General features: G+C 76.3%; 21 protein-coding genes. 10 read left to right on the top strand and 11 right to left on the bottom strand.

Features of this window, described 5'->3' with window-relative positions:
- Positions 1-380: 380 nt before the first annotated feature.
- Positions 381-1,355, bottom strand: coding sequence for a hypothetical protein (locus IE287_RS35865; RefSeq protein WP_229883961.1), 975 nt, complete (start codon positions 1,353-1,355; stop codon positions 381-383).
- 611 nt (positions 1,356-1,966) lie between these two features.
- On the opposite strand from IE287_RS35865, the gene IE287_RS39575 reads away from it, so the two are divergent.
- Positions 1,967-2,239: a hypothetical protein gene (locus tag IE287_RS39575; RefSeq protein ID WP_373307974.1), complete on the top strand. Its 273-nt coding sequence runs from the start codon at positions 1,967-1,969 to the stop codon at positions 2,237-2,239.
- A 53-nt stretch (positions 2,240-2,292) separates the two neighbouring features.
- Here the strand turns inward: IE287_RS39575 and IE287_RS35855 are convergent, their stop codons facing one another.
- Complete coding sequence (locus tag IE287_RS35855) at positions 2,293-3,876, bottom strand: carboxylesterase/lipase family protein (protein WP_189853613.1); 1,584 nt, start codon at positions 3,874-3,876, stop codon at positions 2,293-2,295.
- Positions 3,877-4,089: 213 nt separating this feature from the next.
- Here IE287_RS35855 and IE287_RS35850 point away from each other — a divergent pair, with 213 nt between their 5' ends.
- Positions 4,090-4,974 (top strand): NAD-dependent protein deacetylase, encoded by an 885-nt coding sequence (locus tag IE287_RS35850; protein WP_189853597.1) that lies wholly within the window; start codon positions 4,090-4,092, stop codon positions 4,972-4,974.
- A 47-nt stretch (positions 4,975-5,021) separates the two neighbouring features.
- On the opposite strand, the gene IE287_RS35845 is transcribed toward IE287_RS35850, so the two are convergent.
- From IE287_RS35845 to IE287_RS35835, 3 genes are all read right to left on the bottom strand, one after another.
- Entirely contained in the window at positions 5,022-5,870 is an 849-nt protein-coding gene (locus IE287_RS35845) for a sulfite exporter TauE/SafE family protein (RefSeq protein ID WP_189853596.1), read from the bottom strand.
- A 133-nt stretch (positions 5,871-6,003) separates the two neighbouring features.
- Positions 6,004-6,771 (bottom strand): helix-turn-helix transcriptional regulator, encoded by a 768-nt coding sequence (locus tag IE287_RS35840; RefSeq protein ID WP_189853595.1) that lies wholly within the window; start codon positions 6,769-6,771, stop codon positions 6,004-6,006.
- Between the two features lie 131 nt (positions 6,772-6,902).
- Positions 6,903-8,612 carry an amidohydrolase gene (locus IE287_RS35835; RefSeq protein ID WP_229883960.1) on the bottom strand — a complete coding sequence of 570 codons (1,710 nt, stop codon included), beginning with the start codon at positions 8,610-8,612 and terminating at the stop codon, positions 6,903-6,905.
- Between the two features lie 433 nt (positions 8,613-9,045).
- Here IE287_RS35835 and IE287_RS35830 point away from each other — a divergent pair, with 433 nt between their 5' ends.
- On the top strand, positions 9,046-9,705 hold the full coding sequence (locus tag IE287_RS35830) for a hypothetical protein (RefSeq protein ID WP_189853593.1): 660 nt from the start codon (positions 9,046-9,048) through the stop codon (positions 9,703-9,705).
- A 101-nt stretch (positions 9,706-9,806) separates the two neighbouring features.
- On the top strand, positions 9,807-10,538 hold the full coding sequence (locus IE287_RS35825) for a class F sortase (RefSeq protein WP_229883959.1): 732 nt from the start codon (positions 9,807-9,809) through the stop codon (positions 10,536-10,538).
- A gap of 40 nt (positions 10,539-10,578) precedes the next feature.
- On the opposite strand, the gene IE287_RS39235 is transcribed toward IE287_RS35825, so the two are convergent.
- Positions 10,579-12,687, bottom strand: a complete 2,109-nt coding sequence (locus tag IE287_RS39235) for a glycosyltransferase (RefSeq protein ID WP_189853592.1) — start codon at positions 12,685-12,687, stop codon at positions 10,579-10,581.
- A gap of 364 nt (positions 12,688-13,051) precedes the next feature.
- Here IE287_RS39235 and IE287_RS35815 point away from each other — a divergent pair, with 364 nt between their 5' ends.
- Positions 13,052-14,458, top strand: coding sequence for a glycosyltransferase (locus IE287_RS35815; RefSeq protein ID WP_229883958.1), 1,407 nt, complete (start codon positions 13,052-13,054; stop codon positions 14,456-14,458).
- Here IE287_RS35815 and IE287_RS35810 read toward each other — a convergent pair.
- Both IE287_RS35810 and IE287_RS35805 read right to left on the bottom strand, forming a co-directional pair.
- On the bottom strand, positions 14,397-14,966 hold the full coding sequence (locus IE287_RS35810) for an RNA polymerase sigma factor (protein WP_189853590.1): 570 nt from the start codon (positions 14,964-14,966) through the stop codon (positions 14,397-14,399). The genes IE287_RS35815 and IE287_RS35810 overlap by 62 nt on opposite strands.
- Positions 14,967-15,357: 391 nt before the next feature.
- On the bottom strand, positions 15,358-15,741 hold the full coding sequence (locus tag IE287_RS35805; RefSeq protein WP_189853589.1) for a DUF6479 family protein: 384 nt from the start codon (positions 15,739-15,741) through the stop codon (positions 15,358-15,360).
- Between the two features lie 378 nt (positions 15,742-16,119).
- On the opposite strand from IE287_RS35805, the gene IE287_RS35800 reads away from it, so the two are divergent.
- The 4 genes from IE287_RS35800 to IE287_RS35785 all read left to right on the top strand — a co-directional run bounded on the left by IE287_RS35800 (position 16,120) and on the right by IE287_RS35785 (position 18,389).
- A complete protein-coding gene (locus IE287_RS35800; protein ID WP_189853588.1) occupies positions 16,120-16,326 on the top strand; it encodes a hypothetical protein in 207 nt (68 codons plus the stop codon).
- Positions 16,327-16,562: 236 nt separating this feature from the next.
- Entirely contained in the window at positions 16,563-16,817 is a 255-nt protein-coding gene (locus IE287_RS35795) for a DUF6479 family protein (protein ID WP_189853587.1), read from the top strand.
- A gap of 69 nt (positions 16,818-16,886) precedes the next feature.
- Complete coding sequence (locus tag IE287_RS35790) at positions 16,887-17,603, top strand: nitroreductase family protein (RefSeq protein WP_189853586.1); 717 nt, start codon at positions 16,887-16,889, stop codon at positions 17,601-17,603.
- 327 nt (positions 17,604-17,930) lie between these two features.
- Positions 17,931-18,389 carry a VOC family protein gene (locus tag IE287_RS35785; RefSeq protein WP_189853585.1) on the top strand — a complete coding sequence of 153 codons (459 nt, stop codon included), beginning with the start codon at positions 17,931-17,933 and terminating at the stop codon, positions 18,387-18,389.
- Here the strand turns inward: IE287_RS35785 and IE287_RS35780 are convergent.
- The 3 genes from IE287_RS35780 to IE287_RS35770 form a co-directional block, all read right to left on the bottom strand.
- Positions 18,374-18,925, bottom strand: coding sequence for a lyase family protein (locus tag IE287_RS35780; protein WP_268255018.1), 552 nt, complete (start codon positions 18,923-18,925; stop codon positions 18,374-18,376). The genes IE287_RS35785 and IE287_RS35780 overlap by 16 nt on opposite strands.
- 135 nt (positions 18,926-19,060) lie before the next feature.
- Positions 19,061-19,708: a fasciclin domain-containing protein gene (locus IE287_RS35775; protein WP_189853584.1), complete on the bottom strand. Its 648-nt coding sequence runs from the start codon at positions 19,706-19,708 to the stop codon at positions 19,061-19,063.
- Between the two features lie 85 nt (positions 19,709-19,793).
- Positions 19,794-21,377 carry a molybdopterin-dependent oxidoreductase gene (locus tag IE287_RS35770; RefSeq protein WP_189853583.1) on the bottom strand — a complete coding sequence of 528 codons (1,584 nt, stop codon included), beginning with the start codon at positions 21,375-21,377 and terminating at the stop codon, positions 19,794-19,796.
- A gap of 304 nt (positions 21,378-21,681) precedes the next feature.
- On the opposite strand from IE287_RS35770, the gene IE287_RS35765 reads away from it, so the two are divergent.
- Positions 21,682-21,977: sigma factor (locus tag IE287_RS35765; RefSeq protein WP_268255017.1), on the top strand; the 296-nt coding region annotated here is incomplete at its 3' end.

Below are 21,977 nucleotides of genomic sequence, written 5' to 3'. Positions count from 1 at the left end.
CGCGGTCCTTCGGTGCGCGCCCGCGCACGAGGGGCGCGGGCGGGGTCGGGGTGTGTGGTCGGGCGGATCGGGGGAGGGTGCGGGCGCTACGCGTCCCGCGGGCGCGGGACGGTGCCGGGCCCGGTGCCGGGCGGCGGCACGGATGTCCGTGCGGACGCGCCTCGGACGCGGTGGCGGGGCGGGGCCGGGCGCGGGAGGCTGTGGGCGGGCTCAGGTACGGGTACGGGCGCGGGAACCGGTGGCCGGGTGCGCGCACCCGTACGGGACCGGTGGCGGTTCCGGAGGCGGGAGGAGCGCCGCCCGGCTCCGGCCCGGAGGTGCCGTCGGGGAGCACCGGTCCCGCGCCGCCCTCCCGCGCGCCGGTCCCCGGCGTCCGCCGCTCAGCGTCCGGCGAGCGCGCGGCGCGCCTTGTAGGACGCGACCGGGTCGCCGTCGAGGTAGTACCAGGGGAACTCGGTGACCCGTCCCTCGGTGGCCAGGAAGAACTCGCGCGCGGCGGTGTGGTCCCCGGCCAGGGAGAACGCCATGGCGAAGGTGTTGAGGACCTGGAGAGAGCCGCGCCCGGGGACGAAGTCCCGGTGCCGGACGGAGTGGTCGGCCGCCCTGTGGAGGGAGGCGATCACCTGCGGCTGCCCGATGTAGCGGGCGTCCGCTCCGGAGTCGAGGTGGAGCCAGTGCTCGATGTGCGCGACGGCGACGAGCTGGCCGAGGAGCGTCCCGCCCGGGGCGTCGAAGGCCGACCGGTGGGCGAAGTCGTGCATCTCCTCGTGGGAGCCGCCCCACTTCCGGCAGAGCTGCTGGAGCCGCTGCTGGTGCGCCCCCAGGTGGTGCGGGTCGCGGCGCACCGTGGCCTCGAAGCGGCGTCGCGCCACGTCGGGTCCGACTTCGAGTCCGCGGCCGGTGACCTGGAGGGCGTACCAGGGCGAGGTCCAGCCGGGTTCGCGCTCGGCGACCTCGTAGAGCCACGTCTCGGCCTCGGCGAGCCGCTCGTGGAAGACCTGGAACTGCTCGCGGGAGACGTGCCGGGCGCTTGCGGAGGTCCTGGCCTCCCAGGCCCAGCTGATGTGCCGGACGCCCGCGACGAGGCGCGGCAGCGGGGCCTCGGGCTCCGCCGCCACCACGTCGGCGATCCATCCCTCCACGCCGGCGACGTCGCCCACCGCCCAGAGCAGGCCCGTGCGGTCCTCGCTCTCGGGCCGCGCGTCGAGCACGTCGCGCACCGCCGCCCAGTCGCGCGCCGCCGCGGCCTCGCGGACGCGTCCCGCCTCCGGGTCCCCCGCGTCCTCGTCGACGCGCGCGACGGGCCGTCCCGTCAGCCGTCCCAGCGTGTTCCCCAGCTCCCTGAGCAACGCCATGTCCCCACCCCTTGCCGTGTTCGCACGGGGTGGACCGGTGATCGTCCCGCCCCGTGGATGTAGTGACTATCACGCACGACCGACATGCGCACACCCGTTTGGCCTCGCCCCGGCTCCCGGAGGACGTGCGCGAGGACGACGGGACCGCGGGCACGGGCGCTCCGGCCGTCGGCGGTGCGCCCCGGGGTGGGCCGGCATGACGGACGTCCCTCCTCCCGCCGGGGCCGGGACCACCGCCGCGCCGGTCCGGGAGCCGCCGCGCGAACAGCATCCCGATCCGGCCGGTCTGCCCGTGCGGCTCGGAGCGCGCGGCCGGGACGACCGGCTGCGGCGGCTGGGGGACGGCTCGACCGTACGGCTGCCGCGGGCGACCGGTGCGGCGGACGCGCGGCCGCTGAGGGAGCACACCCGGGTGCCGGTGCCCTGGCGGTCCGGCGGTCCGGGGAGCCTCCGGAGCGGTTCCCGCGTCCCCGGCTGGTCACCGCCTGGGTTCCGGGCACTCCGGGCGACCTCGCACCCGTGACCGGTGCGCCGGACGCGGCCGGGCGCGCCGCCGCGTTCCTGACGGCCCTGCACCGGCCCGCTCCGGAGGGGGCGCCCGCCGGACGCGGGTGCGGCGGACCGCCGGACGCTTCCACCGCGCCCACCGCCCGGCGGTGGGCTCCGCGGCCCTCCGCCGCGCCCGGGGCCGGGCGGTCTTCCGCGCGCTCGGCGGCCTCCTCATCGGCGAGGCCGGCCGCCTCGGCGGCAAGCCGACCCGGGGACCGCCCGCGGCCCTCGCCCTGCGCCGTCCGGTCGCGTCCGCCCGGGGCGGCTCGGCCGGGAGCCGTCCGGACGCGGTGGGGAGGGCCCGCGCCCCGGACCGGACGGAGCGGAAGCGGTGAGGGCCGCATGGCCGCGGGACGCGCACTCGCGTACGCCCTCCGCACCGTCCGTCTCACGGGCGCAGCACCGGGAAGCCGACCGTCGCCCACAGCTCGCGCGGCGGGGTGGCGGGCAGGCGGTCCGGGGTCTGGTCCTCGGGGGTCCACACGTGGACGGTCCGGGCGGGGACGGCCCGCGCGTCCGGGGCACCGAGCGGTGCCCAGCCCGGGTCGCCGGTCGCGGCGAAGCCGGCCCAGGCGCGGACCATGCGGCGGGCGAGGCCGTGGTCCGCCTCGGTGGGGGCGCAGCCGATGAGGAACGACAGGCGCGGGTCGGCGTGGTTGCCGAAGGCGAACGGCACGTCCGCGCAGTGCCAGGCCCGGACCGCCGTACCTCCGCCGTCCCGGCTGCCGCTCCCGGCCTCGGCTCCGCTCCCTCCCCCGGTCTCGTCCCCGCCCGCGCCGCCCCCGCGCCGTCGGTCGAACCGGGACAGGTACGTCCGGCCGCCCGCCTCGGCGTGGGCGTCGGCGAGCCGGTTGCCGAACTCGCCGAAGAGCAGGTCGCCGAAGACGGCGAGGTACACGTCGCGGACCGGGGCGTGGGGCCGCGCGGCACGGTAGCCGTCGACCAGTTCGGCGGGGAGCCCGAAGTCCTCGGCGAAGCGGGTCAGTTCGGCATCCGTGTTGAGCTCGGCGCAGCTGCCGACGGCGTCGAGCAGCCAGTACTCCTCGGTGGTGTGGCAGACGAGCAGGTCGACGTCCCGGCCCGCTCCGGCGGCCAGCGCCGTGAGGGGGTCGACGGGCAGCGCGTCCCCGCCGAGGACGGGCGCGAAGAGGGAGGGGTCGTAGTGGCGGGACCCGGAGGCGGGGTCGGCGCGGTACGTCTGGACCACCCGGTCCGCCGCGGCGACCAGGGCCTCCGGGGGCGCCGAGGCCAGGCCTTCCGGGGTGGCGGGGCGGCCGGCCTCCGCCGCGATCTCGCGGGTGGTCGCCGCGGCGACGGCCCGGGTGTGGAAGACGCTCGCGGGACTGTGCGCGATCGCGCGGCGGAACAGTCCCCGGGCCCGGTCCGTCACCATCAGGCAGGCCACGGCGGCGGCGCCCGAGGACTGGCCGGCGACGGTGACGTTCCCGGGGTCCCCGCCGAAACCGGCGATGTTCTCCCGCACCCAGCGCAGGGCCGCCACCTGGTCGAGCAGCCCCCGGTTGTCGGGGAGGGCCTCGCCGCCGGTGCCGGGCAGGTGCCCGAAGCCCTCGAAGCCGAGCCGGTGGTTGAGCGTCACCACGACCAGTCCGGCCCGCGCCAGGGCCGTACCGTCGAAGTCGGGCTGGGCGGAGGAGCCGAAGGCGTAGGCGCCGCCGTGGAACCAGACGAGCACGGGCAGGGAACCGCCGTCCGGAGCCGGCGTCCACACGTTGACCGTGAGGACGTCCTCGTCGCCGGGCGACCAGACGGGCGCGCCGGGGAGCTCCGCCGACTGCGGCGCGACCGGCCCGAAGCGCGTACCGTCCCGGACCCCGCTCCACGGCGCGGCCGGCTGCGGCGCCCGGAACCGGTCGGCGCCGAAGGGCGGCGCGGCGTACGGGACGCCGAGCACGGCGACGACGTCGTCCGCCGCCCGGAAACCCCGGACCTCACCGCACGTCGTCCGGAACACGTCGTCCACGAGCACTCCCCCTGCGTCTCCCCGGGCGGCGCGCCGACGGTCCGACGCGCCGGACCCAGCCTCCCTGCCGCCGCCCACCGGGTCCAACACCGGAACGGGCGTGATCCACTCGCCCGCGATGTGAAAGAGCGGTGCCCCGGGGCGCCACCGGCGTCCGCCGCTCTCCGTCCGCCGTCCCGGATCGTTCTTCCGTACGCTGGCCGCATGCGTATGCGTCCCACTCTGACCTGGACACCGGCCGAGGACCTTCCGCCGGGCACGACGGATCCGGAGCCCGTCGTCGACCTCGTGCGGGCGGGGGGTGTGCTGGTGCTCAGCGGGGCCGGGATCTCCACCGAGTCGGGGATTCCGGACTACCGGGGCGAGGGCGGGAGCCTGAGCCGGCACACGCCGATGACGTACCAGGACTTCACGGGCGGGGCGGGGGCGCGGCGGCGGTACTGGGCGCGCAGTCACCTCGGATGGCGCACGTTCGGACGGGCGCGGCCGAACGAGGGGCACCGGGCGGTGGCGGCGTTCGGGCGGGCGGGGCTGCTGGCGGGGGTGATCACGCAGAACGTGGACGGACTGCACCAGGCCGCCGGCAGCGAGGGGGTCGTGGAGCTGCACGGCGGGCTCGACCGGGTGGTGTGCCTGGAGTGCGGGGACGTGAGCGCGCGGCGCGAGCTGGCGCGGCGGCTGGAGGAGGCCAACCCCGGCTTCGATCCGGTGCCCGCCGCGGTCAATCCCGACGGGGACGCCGATCTCACGGACGAGCAGGTGGCGGGGTTCCACGTGGTGCCGTGCGTGGTGTGCGGCGGGGTGCTCAAGCCGGACGTGGTGTTCTTCGGCGAGACCGTGCCGGCGGAGCGGGTGGAGCGGTGCCGGGAGCTGGTGCGGGGCGCGGCGTCGCTGCTGGTGCTGGGGTCGTCGTTGACGGTGATGTCGGGGCTGAGGTTCGTGCGGCAGGCGGCGCAGGCCGGTACGCCGGTGGTGATCGTGAACCGGGATCCGACGCGCGGGGACAAGCTGGCCGTCGCCCGGGTCGGGCTTCCCCTCGGGAAGACGCTCGGTTCCGTCGCGGAACGGCTGGGCGTCGGGGCCGGGTGACGGGACGGCCCGCGGGCCGTCGGCGGGCCGCCGGGCGGGCCCGGTGGTCAGACCAGGGCCTGGGCGGCGTAGAGGCCGCCGATCGCCGTGGCCAGGGCGCCGAGGAGGAGGCGGAGGGCCCGTTCGGGCAGGCGCGGCTGGAGGCGGGCGCCGAGGTAGCCGCCGACGAGACCGCCGAGGCCGCAGGCCAGGCCCAGCCACCAGTCGGGGGCGATGTCGCCGGCGCCGGTGAGGGAGAGCACGGCGAAGGCGGCGGCCCCGACGACGGAGGTGACGAAGGTGGTCGCGAGGGCCGCGGGCGCGACCCTGGCCACGGGGAGGCCGCGGGCGACGAGGAGCGGGCCGATGAGCGAGCCGCCTCCGATGCCGTAGACGCCGCCCACGACGCCGACGGCGAGGGCCAGGGCGGTGAGGCCGGCGGGGGACGGTTCCCCGGCAGGGGTTGGGCCCCCGGCGGGGACGGCGGCCTCGGCGGGGGCGGCGGTCTCGGCGGGGCGGGCGGCCGCTTTCGCCGGGCGGGCGGGGCGGAAGGTGCGGACGCACAGCCACACGCCCAGGGGGAGCAGGAGCCCGGCGATGAGGAGGCGGTAGACGGTCGGGCCCGGCAGGGCGTGGACGCGGATCACCGCACCGGCCACGACTCCGGGCACGGTGCCGGCGACGAGCCGCCGGGCCAGCGGGCCGCGGAGGGCACCGTCGCGGCGGTAGCGCCAGAGGGCGCCGGGGCCGGCCACCACGTTGAAGAGCAGGTTCGTCGGGGTGACGGCGGGGTTCGGCACGCCGAAGACGCTGAGGTGGACCGGGAGCAGGAAGACGGCGCCCGAGACCCCCACGGGCGCGGTCACCACCGAGATGAGCAGGCCGGCCGCCACGCCCGCCCACAGCGTCCACTCCACGGTTCGCCCCCTGTTCCCACCGGTACCGCCCCACCGGCCTTGCCCCGTCGGTACCGACCCCGCCGGTGCCCGGCCGGGTCGATCCCGGCCGGTTCGGTCCCGGCCAGTATCCGGTGCCGCGGGGCCGGGGGGTTCAGCGGGTCGGCTCGATCCCCCAGCCCGCGGCCCGGGCGGCGGCGGCCGCGCGGTTGGGGACGTCGAGCTTCGCCAGGATGTGCTCGACGTGCGTCCCCACGGTGCGGGGCGTGATGTAGAGGCGCTCGGCGATCTGCCGGTTGGTGCGTCCGGCCGACAGCTCGGCAAGGACCTCCCGCTCGCGCGGCGAGAGCCCGCCCGGCCCGGCCGCCGGGCCGGGCGCGGGCGCCGCCGCCTCCGCGGGCGGGGCCGGGCAGGAGGCGACGGCCGCGGCGAGGGACTCGGTGAGCAGGGTGACGACGGCGCGCGCCGGGTCGGGGGTGCGGAGCCGCCGCCGGACGCTGACGTTCAGCATGCCGACGTACCGGCCGTCGGCGGCGAACAGGCACTGGGCGACGCCGTCCTCGACGCCGAGGGGCGACAGCACGTCCCGGAAGCCCGGCGAGGCGGCGAGGAGCCGCTCGGGGACGTCCCCGAGCCACACCCCGCCCCGGGCGGGGCTGCGCATCACGGGGAAGACCGGGTCCTGGTGGAGGCGGGTCTCGATGTAGGCCGTGGCGTCCTCGGGGTAGCTGCCGGCGAGCGTGGTGTGGCGCCGCCGCCGGGGGTCCCACCGGGAGAGGGAGGCGTGGTCGTGCTCCACCACCTCCGACAGGGCCGTCAGGACCGTGTCGACGCCGGCCGCGCCGGCCGTGGCGCTCCGGGCGGCTTCCCGGACGCGGAGGGCCGAGTCCAGGATGTCCGCCGTGTCGCGCTGTGCCGCCATCCCCTCAGGATGATCATCGGCCTGGGGTACGTCAACCGGCCGGGGTGTCGCGCGGTCCCGCGCCGGGTCCCGCGCGGCAGCCCGCCGCCGCGCTCCCCGCCGTCCCGTCGCGCACGGTCCCGCGCCGGGCGTCACCCCAGGGCGTCGTACACGATCCGCCCGTCCAGGACGGTGAGGACGACGGGCATCCCGGGGACGGCGTGCGGGTCGGCGCCGAGCAGGTCGCCGCCGACGACGCACAGGTCGGCGACCTTGCCCGGCTCCAGGGATCCCTTCCAGTCCTCGGCGAAGTCCTGCCGGGCCGCCTCGATCGTGTACGTGCGGATCGCCTCGGCCAGCGCGATGCGCTGCTCCGGGCCGCTGACCCGGCCGGCGGCCTTGGACTCGCGCAGCACCATGGTGGCGACGCCCTGGCGCCAGTCCGGGTGGGTGACGGGGGCGTCGGAGCCGCTGGCGACGCGCACGCCGGCGTCGATGGCGTCCCGGTAGGGCCAGGCGTAGGCGGCGCGGCCCGCGCCGACGAAGTCCTCCTCCATGTCGGCGACGGTCCACTTGATGGTGGGGTTCATGTTGACCCCGTAGTCGTGGGCGGCGAGCACCTTCATGGCGTGCGGGGTGAGGAAGTCGCCGTGGATGACGTAGTGGCGGGCGTCGGGCCTGGGGTGGGCGGCGGCGGCTTCGGCGAAGGCGTCGGCGACGGTGTCGATGGCCCGGTCGCCGGTGGCGTGGACGCCGAGCTGGTGGCCGGCGGCGTGGGCGTGGCGGACCATGGCCCTGATCTCGCCGACCCGCTCCTCGTCGAGGTCGCCGCCGACGCACAGGGAGCCGCAGCCGCCGCCGACGTACGGCTCGTGCATCCAGGCCGTCTTGTTGGGGACGATGCCGTCGGCGAAGACCTTGACGCCGTGGATCGCGAGCCGGCGCGGGTCGTGGCCCCCCGGCGCGTCGGCGGCGTCGAGGGCGTCGAGGTTCCGGGCGAACTCCTCGGCGGTGCTCGTCATGCCGGTGGGCAGGAGCAACACGCCCACACGGGCAGTGAGTTCGCCGTCGGCGAGCAGGTCTCGGTAGACGTCGAGGGTCTCGGTGCCGAGCGCGCCGCGCATGATGCCGTCGCCGCCGGGGCCGAGCCCGGGCTCGGTGTAGCTGGTGATGCCGAGGGCGGCGAGCGTGGCGAGGGTGGAGCGGATCGCCTCGGCCCGTTCCCGCCGGCCGAGCGGCGGCAGCGCGTTCTGCACGAGGGCCTGCGCCCCCTCGTGCAGCAGCCCGGTCGGCTCCCCCCGCTCGTCCGTCACGATGGCCCCGCCGGGCGGCGCCACGGTGCCGCGGTCGACGCCGATGAGCTCCAGCGCCTTGGAGTTGACCCAGGTGGCGTGCCCGGAGAAGGAGTACAGGACGACCGGGTGGTCCGGGCTGACGGCGTCGAGGTCGCCCCGCGAGGGCTGCCGGGACGGATCGGCGACGCACTCGTCGAGGTAGCCGGTGTCCCAGCCGTGCCCGGTGATCCACCGCCCCGCCGGGGCCCGCCCGACGGCCTCCCGCACCGCCCCGGCCACGTCGGCGAGCGACGAGACGGCGGGGTGGCCCAGGTCCAGCGAGAGCGGCGGGCTCGCCATGCCGAAGGCGCAGCCGTGCAGGTGCGAGTCGTTGATGCCGGGCAGCAGGGTCGCCCCCTCCAGGTCCACGACGCGGGTGTCGGGACCGACCAGCGGAGCCACGTCCTCCCGGCCGCCCACGGCGGCGATCACCGAGCCGGTCACCGCCAGCGCCTCGGCCACGGAGAACTCCGCGTCGACCGTGACCACCTTTCCGCCGACGAACACCAGATCCGCATACGTACCCACAGCAGGGTCCTTTCGAAGACCGGGCGCCCCACGGGCACCCGCGAACGATCTACGAGAACCATCGCCGGGACCGCGCCCGCCGCACATCGGTCATTCCACCGATACGGGCGCCCGCGCCTCGGTCGCCGCCGTGCTCCCGCGCCGGGGCGCGCGACGCGAACGATTCCGTACCGCGCCGAACGGCGACGGGTGCGCGGCGCCCTCCGGCCCGCCCGCACAGGTCCCTCCGCGGCACCCGCCCGCCTCCGGCCCGCCGCGGTCGGCTCCGGCACGCGTTCCTGACGCCCTTTCGGCTCTCTTCGGCAGCCCTTCCTTCCCGGATGCACTAGCTCAAGTGGCAGGCGCGCACAGGGCCGCTGACGGTGGGCCATGTCGCCGCGTGCGAAGAGCCGGCAGCGGGCCGGCTCGCGCGGCGCACGGAAGGAAGCCCCCGATGCGCTCTGCCCGCATTCTCTTCGCCACGACCGCGACCGCCGCCGTCCTGGCACTGACCACGCCCGGCGCGTACGCGCTGACCTCGGGCGACCGGGACAAGGACGACGCCGCCCACAGCCAGAAGCGCGACCACGACAAGCCGCACGGCGGCATGCACACGGGCTCCGGCGCCCTGGCCCTCACCGGCGGCGACGACTGGTCCAAGGACGAGCAGGGCAAGAAGGACCGCCCCGAGGGCGGCAAGGAGTGGGGCAAGCCGCACGGCGGCGTGCACGCGGGCGGCGGTGCGCTCACCGCGGTGGACGCGGACGACTGGTCCAAGCCCGGCTCCGCCTCCGAGCCCGCGCAGAAGGACCGGCCGAAGGAGTGGGGCAAGGAGCACGACAAGCCCAAGGGCGGCGTCCACGCCGGCGGCGGTGCGCTCACCGCGGTGGACGCGGACGACTGGTCCAAGCCCGGCTCCGCCTCCGAGCCCGCGCAGAAGGACCGGCCCAAGGAGTGGGGCAAGGAGCACGACAAGCCCAAGGGCGGCATGCACACCGGCGGGGGCGGCCTCGCGGGCACGGGCACCGACGTGACCGGCGCCGTGGTGCTGGCCGCCGGAGCGGCCGCGTTCGTCCTCCACCGCCGCAAGAAGGCCGCGGGCGCGGCCGCGTAAGGGGCACCGGCCGGAACGCGTGAGCCGCCGTCAGGGAGGGACCACGCGCTCCGGCCCCGCCCAGGCCCCGATCCGACGCGCACACGAAAGGCCCCCTCCCGGTGAAGACCCGGCCGAACCCCGCCCGCGAGCAAGACCCCCGGCGCACCATGCGGTGGGTCGCGCCCGCGGTGTTCTGGACGCTGGTACTGGTGCTGCTCCTGACCTTCTTCGGCCCGGGACTGTTCGCGCCCGGCACGACCGCGCCGCCGCGGCCCGCCGCTTCCACCCCGGCCGGGGACCTTCCGGTCGCCGCACCGGAACCCGGCTCCGCCGCGTCGCGTCCGGCCCCGTCCCGCCCCGCACCGCCGTCCGGCACCGCCATGCCGAGGTCCGCGCCGGTGCGCCTGACGATTCCCGGGATCGGCGTGGACGCGCCGTTCACCGATCTGCGGATCGGGGCTTCCGGCGCCCTGGACCCGCCGCCGGCCGACGACACCAACCTGGTCGGCTGGCACGCCGCCGGCGTCTCGCCCGGCGAGCGGGGGACCGCCCTCGTCGCCGGGCACCTCGACACCGCCACCGCCCCGGCCGTCTTCGCCCGCCTCGGCGAGCTCGACGCCGGAGACACCTTCGACATCGCCCGCGCGGACGGCACCACCGCCGTCTTCCTCGTCGAGTCCGTCGAGAGCTTCCGCAAGGACGACTTCCCCGACCGGCGGGTCTACGCCGACACCCCCGAGGCTCAGGTGCGGCTGATCACCTGCGCGGGCCCGTACGACCGCACGGCGAAGGACTACACCGAGAACCTCGTCGTCTTCGCCCACCTGCACGCCATCCGCCGGACCGGGTGACGGGGCCGCGGTCCCGGGCCGGCGCCGCCGCGCGGCCCCCTCACGCTCCGTGCGCGTGCCCCCCGCGCCGGGGAGGCACCGCCGGGAGGGGGCGTCCCGCCGGCGCGGCGCGGCTCGCGGTCACCGCCGCGTACTGCTCGGCCAGCGCGCGGGCCATGGCCGCCGACGAGTAGGTGGACCGGACGAGGCTCCGGGCGCGGGCGGCCATCACCGCCGCCCGCGCGTCGTCGACGGCGAGCAGACGGGTCAGCCCCTCGCCGAGCGTCCGCGAGGTGGAGGTGTCGACGAGGAGGCCGTTGCGGCCGTCGGCCACGTAGTGCGGCACGCCGCCGCGCAGGGGACCCGCCACCAGCAGCCCGGCCTCCATCGCCTCGAGGAGCGCGAGACCGAACTCCTCCTTGGCGCTGGGACACACGTACCGCGCGGAGAGCCGTCTCGCGGGATCGGCGAGGGCCCGTTCGAGCATCCGGACCTCCGCGTTGGGGAGGGCCGGGAGGAGCAGCAGGCGGCGGCGCGCTTCGGGACGGGTGCGGAGCGCTTCCTCGATGCGTGCGCGCATCATGCGCTCGACGGGGTCCCCGGAGTGCGGGCCGCCTCCGACGAGCACCAGGACGGCACGGCGGTGGCATCCCGAGGCGATCCACGCACGGACCAGCAGATCCTGCTGTTTGACCGGGTGGAGCCGGCCCACGCTGAGCAGCACCGAGGAGGCGGCGCGCCCGTCCTCCGGGTCCGGCTCGGCGGCGTCGTCGATCGCCCGCAGGAGCACGCCGCGCCGCCGCGCCCCGTGCGCGGGCGGCAGGTACGGCGGGATGCCCTCCGGCGGGGCGCTCGGCGCGCCTCCGGCGCACCGGTCCACCAGCTGGGGGAAGTACCGCACGAGCTCCGCCGCTCCTCCGTCCCGCCCCGCGATCCCCACGACGCGGTCCGCCCTCTCCACCAGCCGGTCCGCGAGGAAGACGCGGTGCAGGTCGTTCCTGAGGGCGAGCGGGTCGGCGCCGGGAGCGCCGTACCGCTCGGTCATCTGCCGGTGGGGATCCGGGGTGGCGGTGAACACCAGGGACGTCCCGGCCCTGCGCGCGGCTTCGGCGAGGGCGAGCGAGCCGTCGTCGGCGTAGCGGACGTGGAGGACGTCGACCGGCCTGCGCAGCGAGGTGAGGAGGACGGTCGCCCACCACGTCATCGCCTCCCGGTGCTCCCCCGTCTCCTCGGGTCGGATCTGGTGGTCGCTGTCCACGGGGATCCTGAGCACCCAGTGCCCCCGGCCGCGGCGGCGCAGCAGGCACGGGTCGGCCTCCAGCCCGGCGAGGTCGGCCGTCACGACGGTGAGGACGCCGGCGACGGCCTCGGTGTCCGCGAGCGCGTCCCCCAGGGAGCCGAGCAGAACGCCCAGTCCCCCGCTCATGCCTTCGCCCGGACGGTCGAGGTGCCCCATCAGCATGGACTGGGCGACGAGGAGGCCCGGCCGCGCCCCGGTCGGGTCCGGGCCGATCGGGGGTTTCCCGCCCAGAGCGGCCAGGAGCGCCCTCTCGTACGCGTCCCCGGCGACGTGGACTCCCGGTATCAGGGAGTGTTCGCCCATCGCGGCGAGGAGGCGCCAGGCGGCGTGCCGCACCCGGCGTCCGGACGCCGGCGCCGACGCCGCTCCGGCGAGCTCGGTCCGGGTGAGGGGCCACAGCCCGGCCGCGGCGGCCAGGTCCAGCATCTGCGGGACCGCCTCGGGTGCGCGGCCGGCCCGGAGGCCGGCGCGCAGGGCGGTCTGCGCACGCGCCGGCCCGTGGAGCCGTACGACGTCCGGCCACGCGTCGAAGACCGCGGCCCGCGTGTGGTCACCGCCTTCGAGGAGCAGCCGGACGCACTCCGCCGGCGTGGGGGCCTTCCCCAGCCGCAGCCGCCTCCTCAGTCCGGCCAGGACCAGGTCCTGGGGCGAGGCGAGCGCCGGGGGCCCCGGTGCCGCCGGGCCGTCCCGGTGGTACTCGGCCCGCACGAGCTCCGCCAGGAGGTTCGGTGCGCTCGGCCAGCCCGTGGAGCCGTCCGCGGCTCTCCCCCAGTGCCCGGCCCGCACGGCCAGGAACGGCTCGGGCAGGGCACGCCCGGAGCGCCGCGGCAGGTGTCCCGCGTGAGCCGGAGCAGGGCGGGAGCGTTTCATCGCAACTCCTCGTCGTCTACGGTCGGCCGCCGGTCCTCGTCGTCGGCGGTCGGCCGCCAGGTGTTCGTGACGGACCGGAGGACCGGATGCAGCACCCGGGCGCCCCGCGGAGGTGCGTGATCGCGACGGACCGGATCACGGACGGACCGGATCACGGACGGACCTGCGGGCCGGGGCACGGAACCGGAGCACGGGCAGGGGCACGCAGCGGAGCACGGGCCGGAACGGGGGCCGGAGCACGGGCCGGAACGCGGGATCGCGGAGCGGGCCGCGGGCCGACCGCGCCGCCGGTGCATCCGGCGGTACGGCGGGAGGCGAAAGCGTCGGCATGGAGCCCTCACCCCCGGAAGGTCGCCGTCCGCGCGTGGTCGTCGTCAGCCCTCCGTTCGCCTCGCACGCCCAGCCGCTCTCCGTGCTGGCCGGGGCGCTCGCCCGTCGGGGCGCCGACGTCTTCTTCGCGTGCGCCCCGGAGTTCGAGGGGTTCGCGCAGCGTGCGGACGTGGGGTTCGCGCCCCTCACCGTCACGCGGAACGCGAACACCGGGGTGGCCCGGAACACCCCGCAGGCGGCCGGGGAGCGCGCCCGCCTGGACGAGTTCCTCGACTCCACCCGGCACGGAGCCGTGTCCGCGCTGCTCACGCAGTGCCGCCACCGCGGCCAGGACATGCTGCCGGACCCGGAGGGCACGCTGACGCGGATCCGCTCGCTGCACGCCCGGCTGGCGCCGGACTGGTACGTGGTCGACCAGCTGAGCTACCCCGTCACGCTGGCCCTGCACTGCCTGGGGCTGCGCTACGCCACGTTCTGCCCCGGCCATCCCACGTACGTTCCCGCCTCCGGGAGCGCGCTCTTCGGCGTGCCCTACGCCTGGCCCGAGGCGATCCGGCCCTCCGACGAGGAGCTCGCGGACCTGCGGCGGGCGGCGCTGGCCGTCGACACGGCGTTCACCCGGCGCTTCGCGGAGACGGCACGCCTCCACGCTCCGGCCGCCCCGCCTCCGGGACGGGCCTTCGCCCTGGCCTCGCCGCACGCGGTGGTGTTCAACTACCCCGACTTCCCCTGGCTGCCCCGGCGGCCGGAGAACGGCACGGCCTTCGTCCACGGAGGACACTGCGTGCCCGCCGCGGAACCGGGGCCGGGCGCGCCGTGGGAGGCGGTGCCGCGACGGCTCCGGGCCACGCACCGGCGGCTGGTGCTGATCGCCCTCGGCACCTTCCTCTCCGCACGCGACGACGTGCTCGCGCTGCTCGTGGGGGGCCTGCGGACGCACCTGCCCGACACGGCCGTGATCGTGGCGGCGGGCGACCGCGCGGCGGCCCTGTCGCACCTGGCGGGACCCGGTGTCCACGTCGACGCGGTGGTGCCCCAGCGCTGGCTCCTCGGGAAGGTGGACGCCGTCGTCCACCACGGCGGGAACAACTCCTTCACGGAAGCACTGGCCTCCGGGACGCCGGCGCTCGTCCTGCCTTTCTCCAGCGACCAGTTCGCCATCGCCCACGACGCCGAACGCGCCGGCCTGGCCCGGTGCCTCGACCCGTCGCGACTCGACGGGAGGACGGCCGGGGCGGCCCTCCGGCGGCTGCTCGACGAGCCTCCCCCGGGCCTTCGTCACTGGTCCCGGCGGGTGGCGCGGCGGGGGCCCGACTGGATGGCGAGAAGACTCCTGGGGGCGATGGCACCGGACGGCGCGCGGCCCTCCCGGACGGACGTCACGCCCGCTCGCCGACGACCCCGGCGAGCGAGCGCAGCGCCCTCCTCGTATGGCTCTTGACCGTGCCGAGGGGCAGCCCGAGGCGCCGTGCGATCTCGGGCTGCGTGAGTCCCAGGTAGTAGGCGAGGAAGAGGATCTCGCGGCGCTCGGGCGGCAGACCGGCCAGGTGGCCCGCGAGGCCCAGCCGCTCCACCGCACGCGCGCAGGCGTCGGGGCTCTCCGGGGCGGGCCCGCGGCCCAGGCGGCGGAAGCCCTCGTGGCGGCGCACCAGCGCGCCGGACGCGTCGGCCGCTTTGTGGGTGGTGATGCCGCGCAGCCACGGGCCGAGGCCTCCGCGGCGCGGGCAGTACCGGCCGGAGTGCGACCAGAGGTCCGCGAACACCCTCTGGGCGACGTCTTCGGCGTCCTCGGGATCGATGCAGCGGCGTCGGGCCCAGCGCAGCACGACGGGGTACCAGTCGGTGAAGAGGGACTCGAAGGCCTCGCGCACGACGTCGCCGTGCGGCGGTGCGTCGTCGTCGCGGGCCAGGCAGTGGGCGCACGGGGGCGCGGGGGGTCGGGAGGGCACCGGTCGTCTCCGGAAGCGTCCGGGGAAAGGGACGGGGTCGCGATGCCGACGGCCGTAAGGGGTCCCTCGGGACGAGGCCGCGGCGCAGAGATGCCCACGGCCCCAGCGGAACACGGGATCCCGCCGGCCGCCATCCCCCGGGGCCGACCGTGAGCCCCGTGCCGGCGCGGCGCCGGGCGCGGGGCGGACGTGGGGCGGACACAGGACGGGCGCGGGCCGGGCGCGGGGCGGACACAGGACGGACGCGGGCCGGGCGCGGGGTCCGCTTCGGCACGGCCGTGGACGCGGGAACGCGCCTCCCCCGCTGAGCGGGCGGGGGCAGGGAGACGGCGCGCGAGGGAGGGATCCTCGCGCGCCGTTCACCGCTCCGCGGGGACGGGACCGGGGCGTCTCAGTCGCCGTGCCCCGTGCCGCCGCTGCCGAAGCCTCCGCTGGAGATGCCGCCCCACTTGCGCTGCTCCTCGCTGGGCGGATCGGCCGACGCCTCACCGGAGTTCTTCAGGTTGTAGGGCAGGAGACGGTGCTCCCCGTCGGTGTGCGGCATCTCGGAGGGCTTGCGGTACTCGGACATCTCGCCGGGGTGCCGGTCGGTCTCGGGGCGGTGCGGCTGGGTCTCGGGGTCCGGGGGCGGAAGCTCCTTCCTCGTGAGCCTGATGCCCAGGACGAAGGCGCCGATGAGGACGACGACCACGACCAGGCCGCCGAGCACCTGGGCGAGTCCGGACTGCCAGACGCCGGCGGCCAGTCCGTCCACCGCGAGGGTGTGGGTGTTCATGAAAGCCTCCCCGATCGTCGATCCCCGCCCGTGAGGCGAGGCCCGGTTGGGACGTTGCTCTGTCGCGTACCTCCGCGGTGCGACCGTGCGGCCGGGGCCGGGAGGTCGACGGGGCGGAGGAAGACCAGCGTCCCTCCGGCGGACGGGCGCGACCAGTCGCATCGTTCGTGCAGCGTTGTGAGGCCGCAGCGTTTTCCGGGACGGAGCGGCGGGGGCCCCGTTCCGTGCCCGGCCCCCCGGTGAGGACAGCGGGGCACGCGCCCGACGGCGGTCCGGCGGGCACCGCCGTCCGGGTGGTCCCCGGGGGCCGCGCATCCGCGCGGACGCCCGTCCGTGAATTCCGGCCGCCCAGTCCCCCAGAGAAAGCCAGGACGCCTCATGGCCCCGTCTGTCACGTTCCTGCCCGGCCACTACACGCCGGCGGCGGGCGCATACGTCTGCGACTGCACCGGAGGGCACGTCTGGCGGATCGACCTCGCCGGACACCTCTTCCCCCCGTTCCCGCCGAACTGCGGCGCCCGGACGTGGCGCGCGGCACAGGCCTCGGACTCGGCCGACCCCGCTCCGGGGCGGTACCGGGCCTGACCGGTCCGGGCGTCGCCGTACCGCCGTCCCGCCCGCCGGGGCGGCACAGCGGTACGGCGACGCCCCGGCGGGCGGGACGCACGCGAGCAGCGCACCCCCGGAGGCGAGGGCACGGACTCGACGCCCCGGGCGCAAGCGGAGTTCGACCGGGCGGGTGGTTCGGAAAGCACGGGCATCCGAAGGCCTCGGTGACGCCGTAGAGGTGGCAAGAATCCGCTCCCTCACCGGAGGTCCCCGTGCACGTCTTCATCGGCCTGGTCGTCGTCGCCGTCCTCATGGCCGGATTCGTCCTCGGCTCCCGCTTGCAGAGGGAGGCGACGCATCCGCCCGTCCCCCCGGAGCGGCCCTGCCGCCCTCCGACCGACCGTCTCCCCGGGGAGACCTCCGAGTTCCGTCGTGCCGTGGCCGTTCCCCGGCGCGACCGGAAGCAGCGGCTCCGGCCCTACCAGCTGCGCGGCCGGACGGAGCGCGTGGCGGCCTCGGAGAACTGAAGCGGGGCCGGCGCCGGGAGGGGCGGCAGCCTCTTGTCCGCACGGTCACGAGGTCTACACTCCGCGATCATGAACGATCTCATCGGTGCGGACACCGATCCCCGTCTCTTCGGCACCATGTCCACCATGCGCGCCATGCGCCGCATCAAGCCCGAGCCGGTCCCCGAGGAGCTCGTCGAGCAGCTCGTCCAGGCCGCGGTCTGGGGTCCGAGCGGCGGCAACATGCAGCGCTTCGAGTACGTCGTCGTCACCGACCGGGACGTCATGGCCCGCCTCGCCCCCTTGTGGAAGCGCTGCGTCGACGCCTACCTCGCCACCACGGGCGCGCTGGCCCCCGCGGGCATGGACGACGCCGCCTACGGCCGCATGGTCGCCGCGATCGAGTACCAGCGCGACCACTTCGCCGACACCCCCGTCCTGGTGATCCCCTGTTACCAGTTCCCCGCACCGCGCGTGACCGAGGAGGGCTACCTCGCCTCCGCGCAGGCCCTCGGCCCGGACGCGACCCGGCGCATGGGGGAGACGCAGGAGCGCTTCATGGCTCTCGCGGAAGGTTCCTGCGTCTACCCGGGTGTGCAGAACCTGCTGCTCGCCGCCCGTGGCCTCGGCCTCGCCGCGAACATCACCATCTGGCACCTGATGCTGGAGGAGGAGTGGAAGCAGGCCCTCGGCATCCCCGAGGACATGCGCACCTTCGCCGCGATACCGGTCGGCTGGCCGATGGGCAACTTCGGCCCCGTGCGCCGCCGCCCGGTCTCGGAGGTCGTGCACCTCAACGGCTGGTAGGCCCCGGGAGCGCGTCGGCGGCCCCGCCCCGGCGGAGGGCCCCGCACGGCCGTGCGGACCGCGTCGGCGGCGGCCCGCACGGCCTCGGCCGCCGCCGGAGACGCGCGGCCGGGAGCACGCCGCGGGAGGGCGCGGAGCGGCGCGGACGGGCGGCGCGAGGATCCGGGCCCCGCACCGCATCCGCGGGCCGGGGCCGGGGGGAAGGACGGGTACCGGCGTCCGCGGAAAGGGCCGGGCCGGTTCACGGACGACGCGGACGGGATGCCGTTCGGCTCCCCGGCCTCGGTACGGGCGGACGCGCGCCCACGCTCTCCCGAGGAGGACGTCATGACGAACGCGGCGGGGGCGGCCGGGGGCGCGGGGGGCCGGGAGGATCCGGACTCCGCCGGCGACGCGGCCGCGGATCTGCACGCCTACCTCGGCTACCGGGACGCCGAAGCCGCCCTGGTCTGGCTCGCGGAGGTCGGATTCGAGGTCGTACGGCGCCAGGACGCGGAGGACGGTTCGCTCGGCCACGCCGAGGTCCGTCTCGGGAACGTGGTCCTGATGCTGGCCACGGCGCACTCCGCGTACGACAGGCCCGCCCTGCACGGCGTCAGCACGGGGAGCGGCCTGTACCTGTGCCTGCCTTCCCCCGCGGCGGTGGACCGCTGGTACGTCCGCGCGGTGGCCGCGGGCGGGGTCCCGGTGATCGCGCCGGAGGAGACCGGATGGGGTGCGCGGCGCGCCCGGGTCCTCGACCCCGAGGGCCACGAGTGGAGCGTGGGCACCTACCGACCGGGCTGATCGACGGGGCCCGGCCGGGCCACCGCCGCACCGTGGTGCGCGGTCGTCCGGCGGGGCCGGGAAGATTCCGCAACAGGCGGTACGTTCGGCGGCTTCACCCCGATGACCTGAAACGTGAGAGCCCGAGAAACCGGCCCTGCGGGCCGTGGACCCGGGATCGGCGTCGAGGCCGGCACCGATGGCCGTTCCCCCGGGGTGACCTCCAGCAGCGCTTCGCGGCCGCCGCCGATCGGCTCGGCGCCGTCGCGCACGGTCAGGGCGAACGCGTCGAACTCCCGCCCGAGGGGCATGGGCACGGCGTCCTGCGGCTGGGCGCGGCCGAGCTCGGCGTAGCTCCCCCGGGCGTGCCCCGTGAGTTCGAGCGCCCCGTTGGCGATGACCTCGTCCGCGTTCGTGTTCGCCGGCGTGCCCGCACCGCCCTGGAGGACGTCGACCGCGAACTGGTCGTGGAGCCGGCCCTCCCGGATCTCCCGGCAGGCGGCGATGACGGCCCGCGCCCGTCCTTCGGGGAGCCTTCCCGGCTCCAGGCGGGCCAGGGCGAGTATCGCTCGTCACCTATTCGCCGCTCGTGAGCGAGAAGTGACGAGAAGGACGAAGCGGCCCCGTGCCCCTCCACGGCGGGAGGGGCACGGGGCCGGGGCTGTCGCCGTCGCCGCTGCCGGCGGGCGGCGTTACTTCGGCATGAGGACGGTGTCGACGATGTAGACGTTGGCGTTGGAGGTCTTCACGTTGCCGCAGACGACCTTGGACGTGTCGTTGACCGTGTAGGACTCCCCGGAGCCCGCGGTGGTGACGGTGCCCTTCTGGAGGGTCTCGAAGGAGCCGTTCTCCAGCTGCTTCGGCGTCAGCTTCTCGCCGACGACGTGGTAGGTGAGGATCTTGGTGAGAGTGGCCTTGTCGGCGAGGACCTTGTCGAGGTCCGCCTTCGGGATCTTGGCGAAGGCGTCGTTCGTCGGCGCGAACACGGTGATGTTCTCGGCGTTGTTGAGGGTGTCGACGAGCCCGGCCTGCTTGACCGCGGCGACCAGGGTCGACAGGGCCGGGTTGTTCGACGCGGCGGTCGCGACCGGGTCCTTCGCCATGCCGTCGAAGGAGCCCGCGCCCTCCTTCGGCACACCGGCACAGGCCGGACCGAAGGGCTGGTCGTCGGTCATCGCGTCCTCGGTGGGCGTCGCACCGGTCTGCGCCTCGTTGCCCGCCGCGCTCGACGGCGCGGCCGCGGTGCCGCTGTCGGAGTCGGAGCACGCCGCCAGGGAGAAGGGCAGCAGGGCTGCTGCGGCGACGGCGACGGCGGTGCGGCGGAACTTCGTGCTGCTCATGACGGGTTGCTCCTTGAGCGATTCGTATCGGTTGTGTGCACAGGTGGTGGTGCTGTCCGGTGCGGCCTCCGGCCGCACCGGTGGTCTAGGTGACGGTGACGAAGACGCCGTGCCGGCCGCTCGCCCCGTCGGGGACGGTCCGGGTGCGCCGCTCGGTCTGGACCCGGCCGGTGCCGTCGGTGGCGCGGACCGTGAGGGTGTGTCCGCCGGGGGTGGCGTCCCAGCGGTAGGACCACTGGCGCCAGGTGTCGACGCCCGCCCGGGCGGCGAGGTCGGCGTCCCGCCAGGGGCCGTCGTCGACCCGGATCTGGACGCGCGTGACGCCGCGGCGCTGCGCCCAGGCGACACCCGCGACGACGACGGTGCCGGCGGCCGGGCGGGCGAAGGGCTTGGGGGTGTCGATCCGGGACTGCGTCTTGACCGGCGCCTCGCGGGCCCACCCGCGCCTCACCCAGTACGGGTCGTAGGCGTCGAAGGCGGTCAGCTCGATGCCGGTGATCCACTTGCAGGCCGACACGTAGCCGTAGAGGCCGGGAACGAGCATCCGGACCGGGAATCCGTGCTCGAACGGGAGGGGTTCGCCGTTCATGCCGACGGCGAGCATCGCGTCCCGGCCGTCCATGAGGTCCTCGACCGGGGAGCCGAGCGTCATGCCGTCCACCGAGCGCGCCACCAGCTGGTCGGCGCGTCCTCCCCGCGACGGAGGGAGCACGCCGGCCTCCTCCAGGAGGTCGGCGAGGGGGACGCCCAGCCAGCGGGCGTTGCCGACGTAGGGGCCTCCGACCTCGTTCGAGACGCAGGTCAGGGTGATGTCGCGCTCGATGAGGGGGCGGGCCAAGAGCTGGTCGAGGGTGTACGTGCGGGGCCGCGTCACGCCCTCGCCGTGGATCCGCAGCCGCCAGGTCCCGGCGTCGACCTTGGGCACGGTCAGGGCGGTGTCGACGCGGTAGAAGCGGGAGGCGGGGGTGGTGAAGGGGGTGATGCCGGGGACCTTCAGGCGCACGCCGGCCGGAAGCGCGGGGGCCGGGGAGGCGGGCGCCGGAAGGACCAGGGCCTCGCGCGAGGCGGCGGCACCCCGTGCCCGCCGGCCGGTGAAGAACCGGCCCAGGCCCCCGGCGGAGGCCGCCGCCACGACCGTGACACCGGCGGCGGTGAGGAAGCCGCGCCGGTTCCATCCCCCGCCCGCGCCCCCGTCGGCGGGAGCGGGCACCGGTACGGCCCTGGAGGCGAGGACGTACAGGACGAGGGCACCCGCGAGGGCACCCGCCAGGGAGGGGAGTGCGTCGCCGGTGCCGGTGGAGTCGGGCCGGCCGAGGGCGGCCGTCGCACCGACGATCCCGAACAGCAGCACCCCCGCGGCTCCCGCGCGCCGGTGCGACAGGGCGAGCGTGCCCAGGGCGAGGGCGACGAGGGCGAGAACCGCGAGGATCCCGAGCCGCAGGACGGTCTTGTCGTTCTCCCCGAAGGCGCGGATCGCGAAGTCCTTCACCGCGGCCGGGGTCCGGTCGATCACCGCACCGCCCACGACGGTGACCGGCCCCGCCGCGGGCCGCACGAGTCCGGCCACCAGCTCGGCCACGGCCAGGGCCGTGAAGCCGGCCAGGAGGCCGGCAGACGCACCGAGGGTGACGCGCACGAGTTTGCTGCGGAAGCTGCTCACACCCGTCATTCGGCGACACCCGCCCGGCGGATGGGTCCGACCTCCGAAAGAGTGAACGGCTCCCCCGTGTTGCCGTCCGGGCGAGGACGGAGCGCCGACGGAGCGGGGCGGCGGAAGGGCCACCCATCCGCGAGCCCTTCCGCTACGAAGAAGAGGCGACACCCACCCGGTTCTCCCGGACCGGGCCGTCCCCGGGGACGGCCCGTCCCCGCACGAGCGACGACACAAGGAGCGGCATGCGATGGATGCCCCGCCCCCCGACGGCCGCCCCAGGCCGCCCCTCCACCTGCTCCCCACGGCCGGAGCGGCACAGGTGAGCCGACCGATCCCCTTCGGCACCGGCCGGCCCGCCGACGCCGACCGCGGCGACCTCACCGACGTCATGCGGCACGTCGCCCAGGGCGACAAGGAGGCGTTCTCCGCCCTCTACGACGCCCTGGCCCCCCTGGTCTTCGGCATCGTGGTCAAAGTCGTCCGCGACCGGGCGCAGTCGGAGGAGGTCGCGCAGGAGGTCATGATCGACCTGTGGCGGCAGGCCGCCCGCTACCGGCCCGAGGCCGGTTCCGTCAGGACGTGGGCGGCGACCGTCGCCCACCGCCGGGCCGTGGA

It is taken from the genome of Streptomyces omiyaensis (assembly GCF_014650895.1).
GTDB lineage: Bacteria > Actinomycetota > Actinomycetes > Streptomycetales > Streptomycetaceae > Streptomyces > Streptomyces omiyaensis.
The sequence above is the reverse complement of the archived record's forward strand: the minus strand, read 5'-3'. Positions and strand labels throughout refer to the sequence as shown.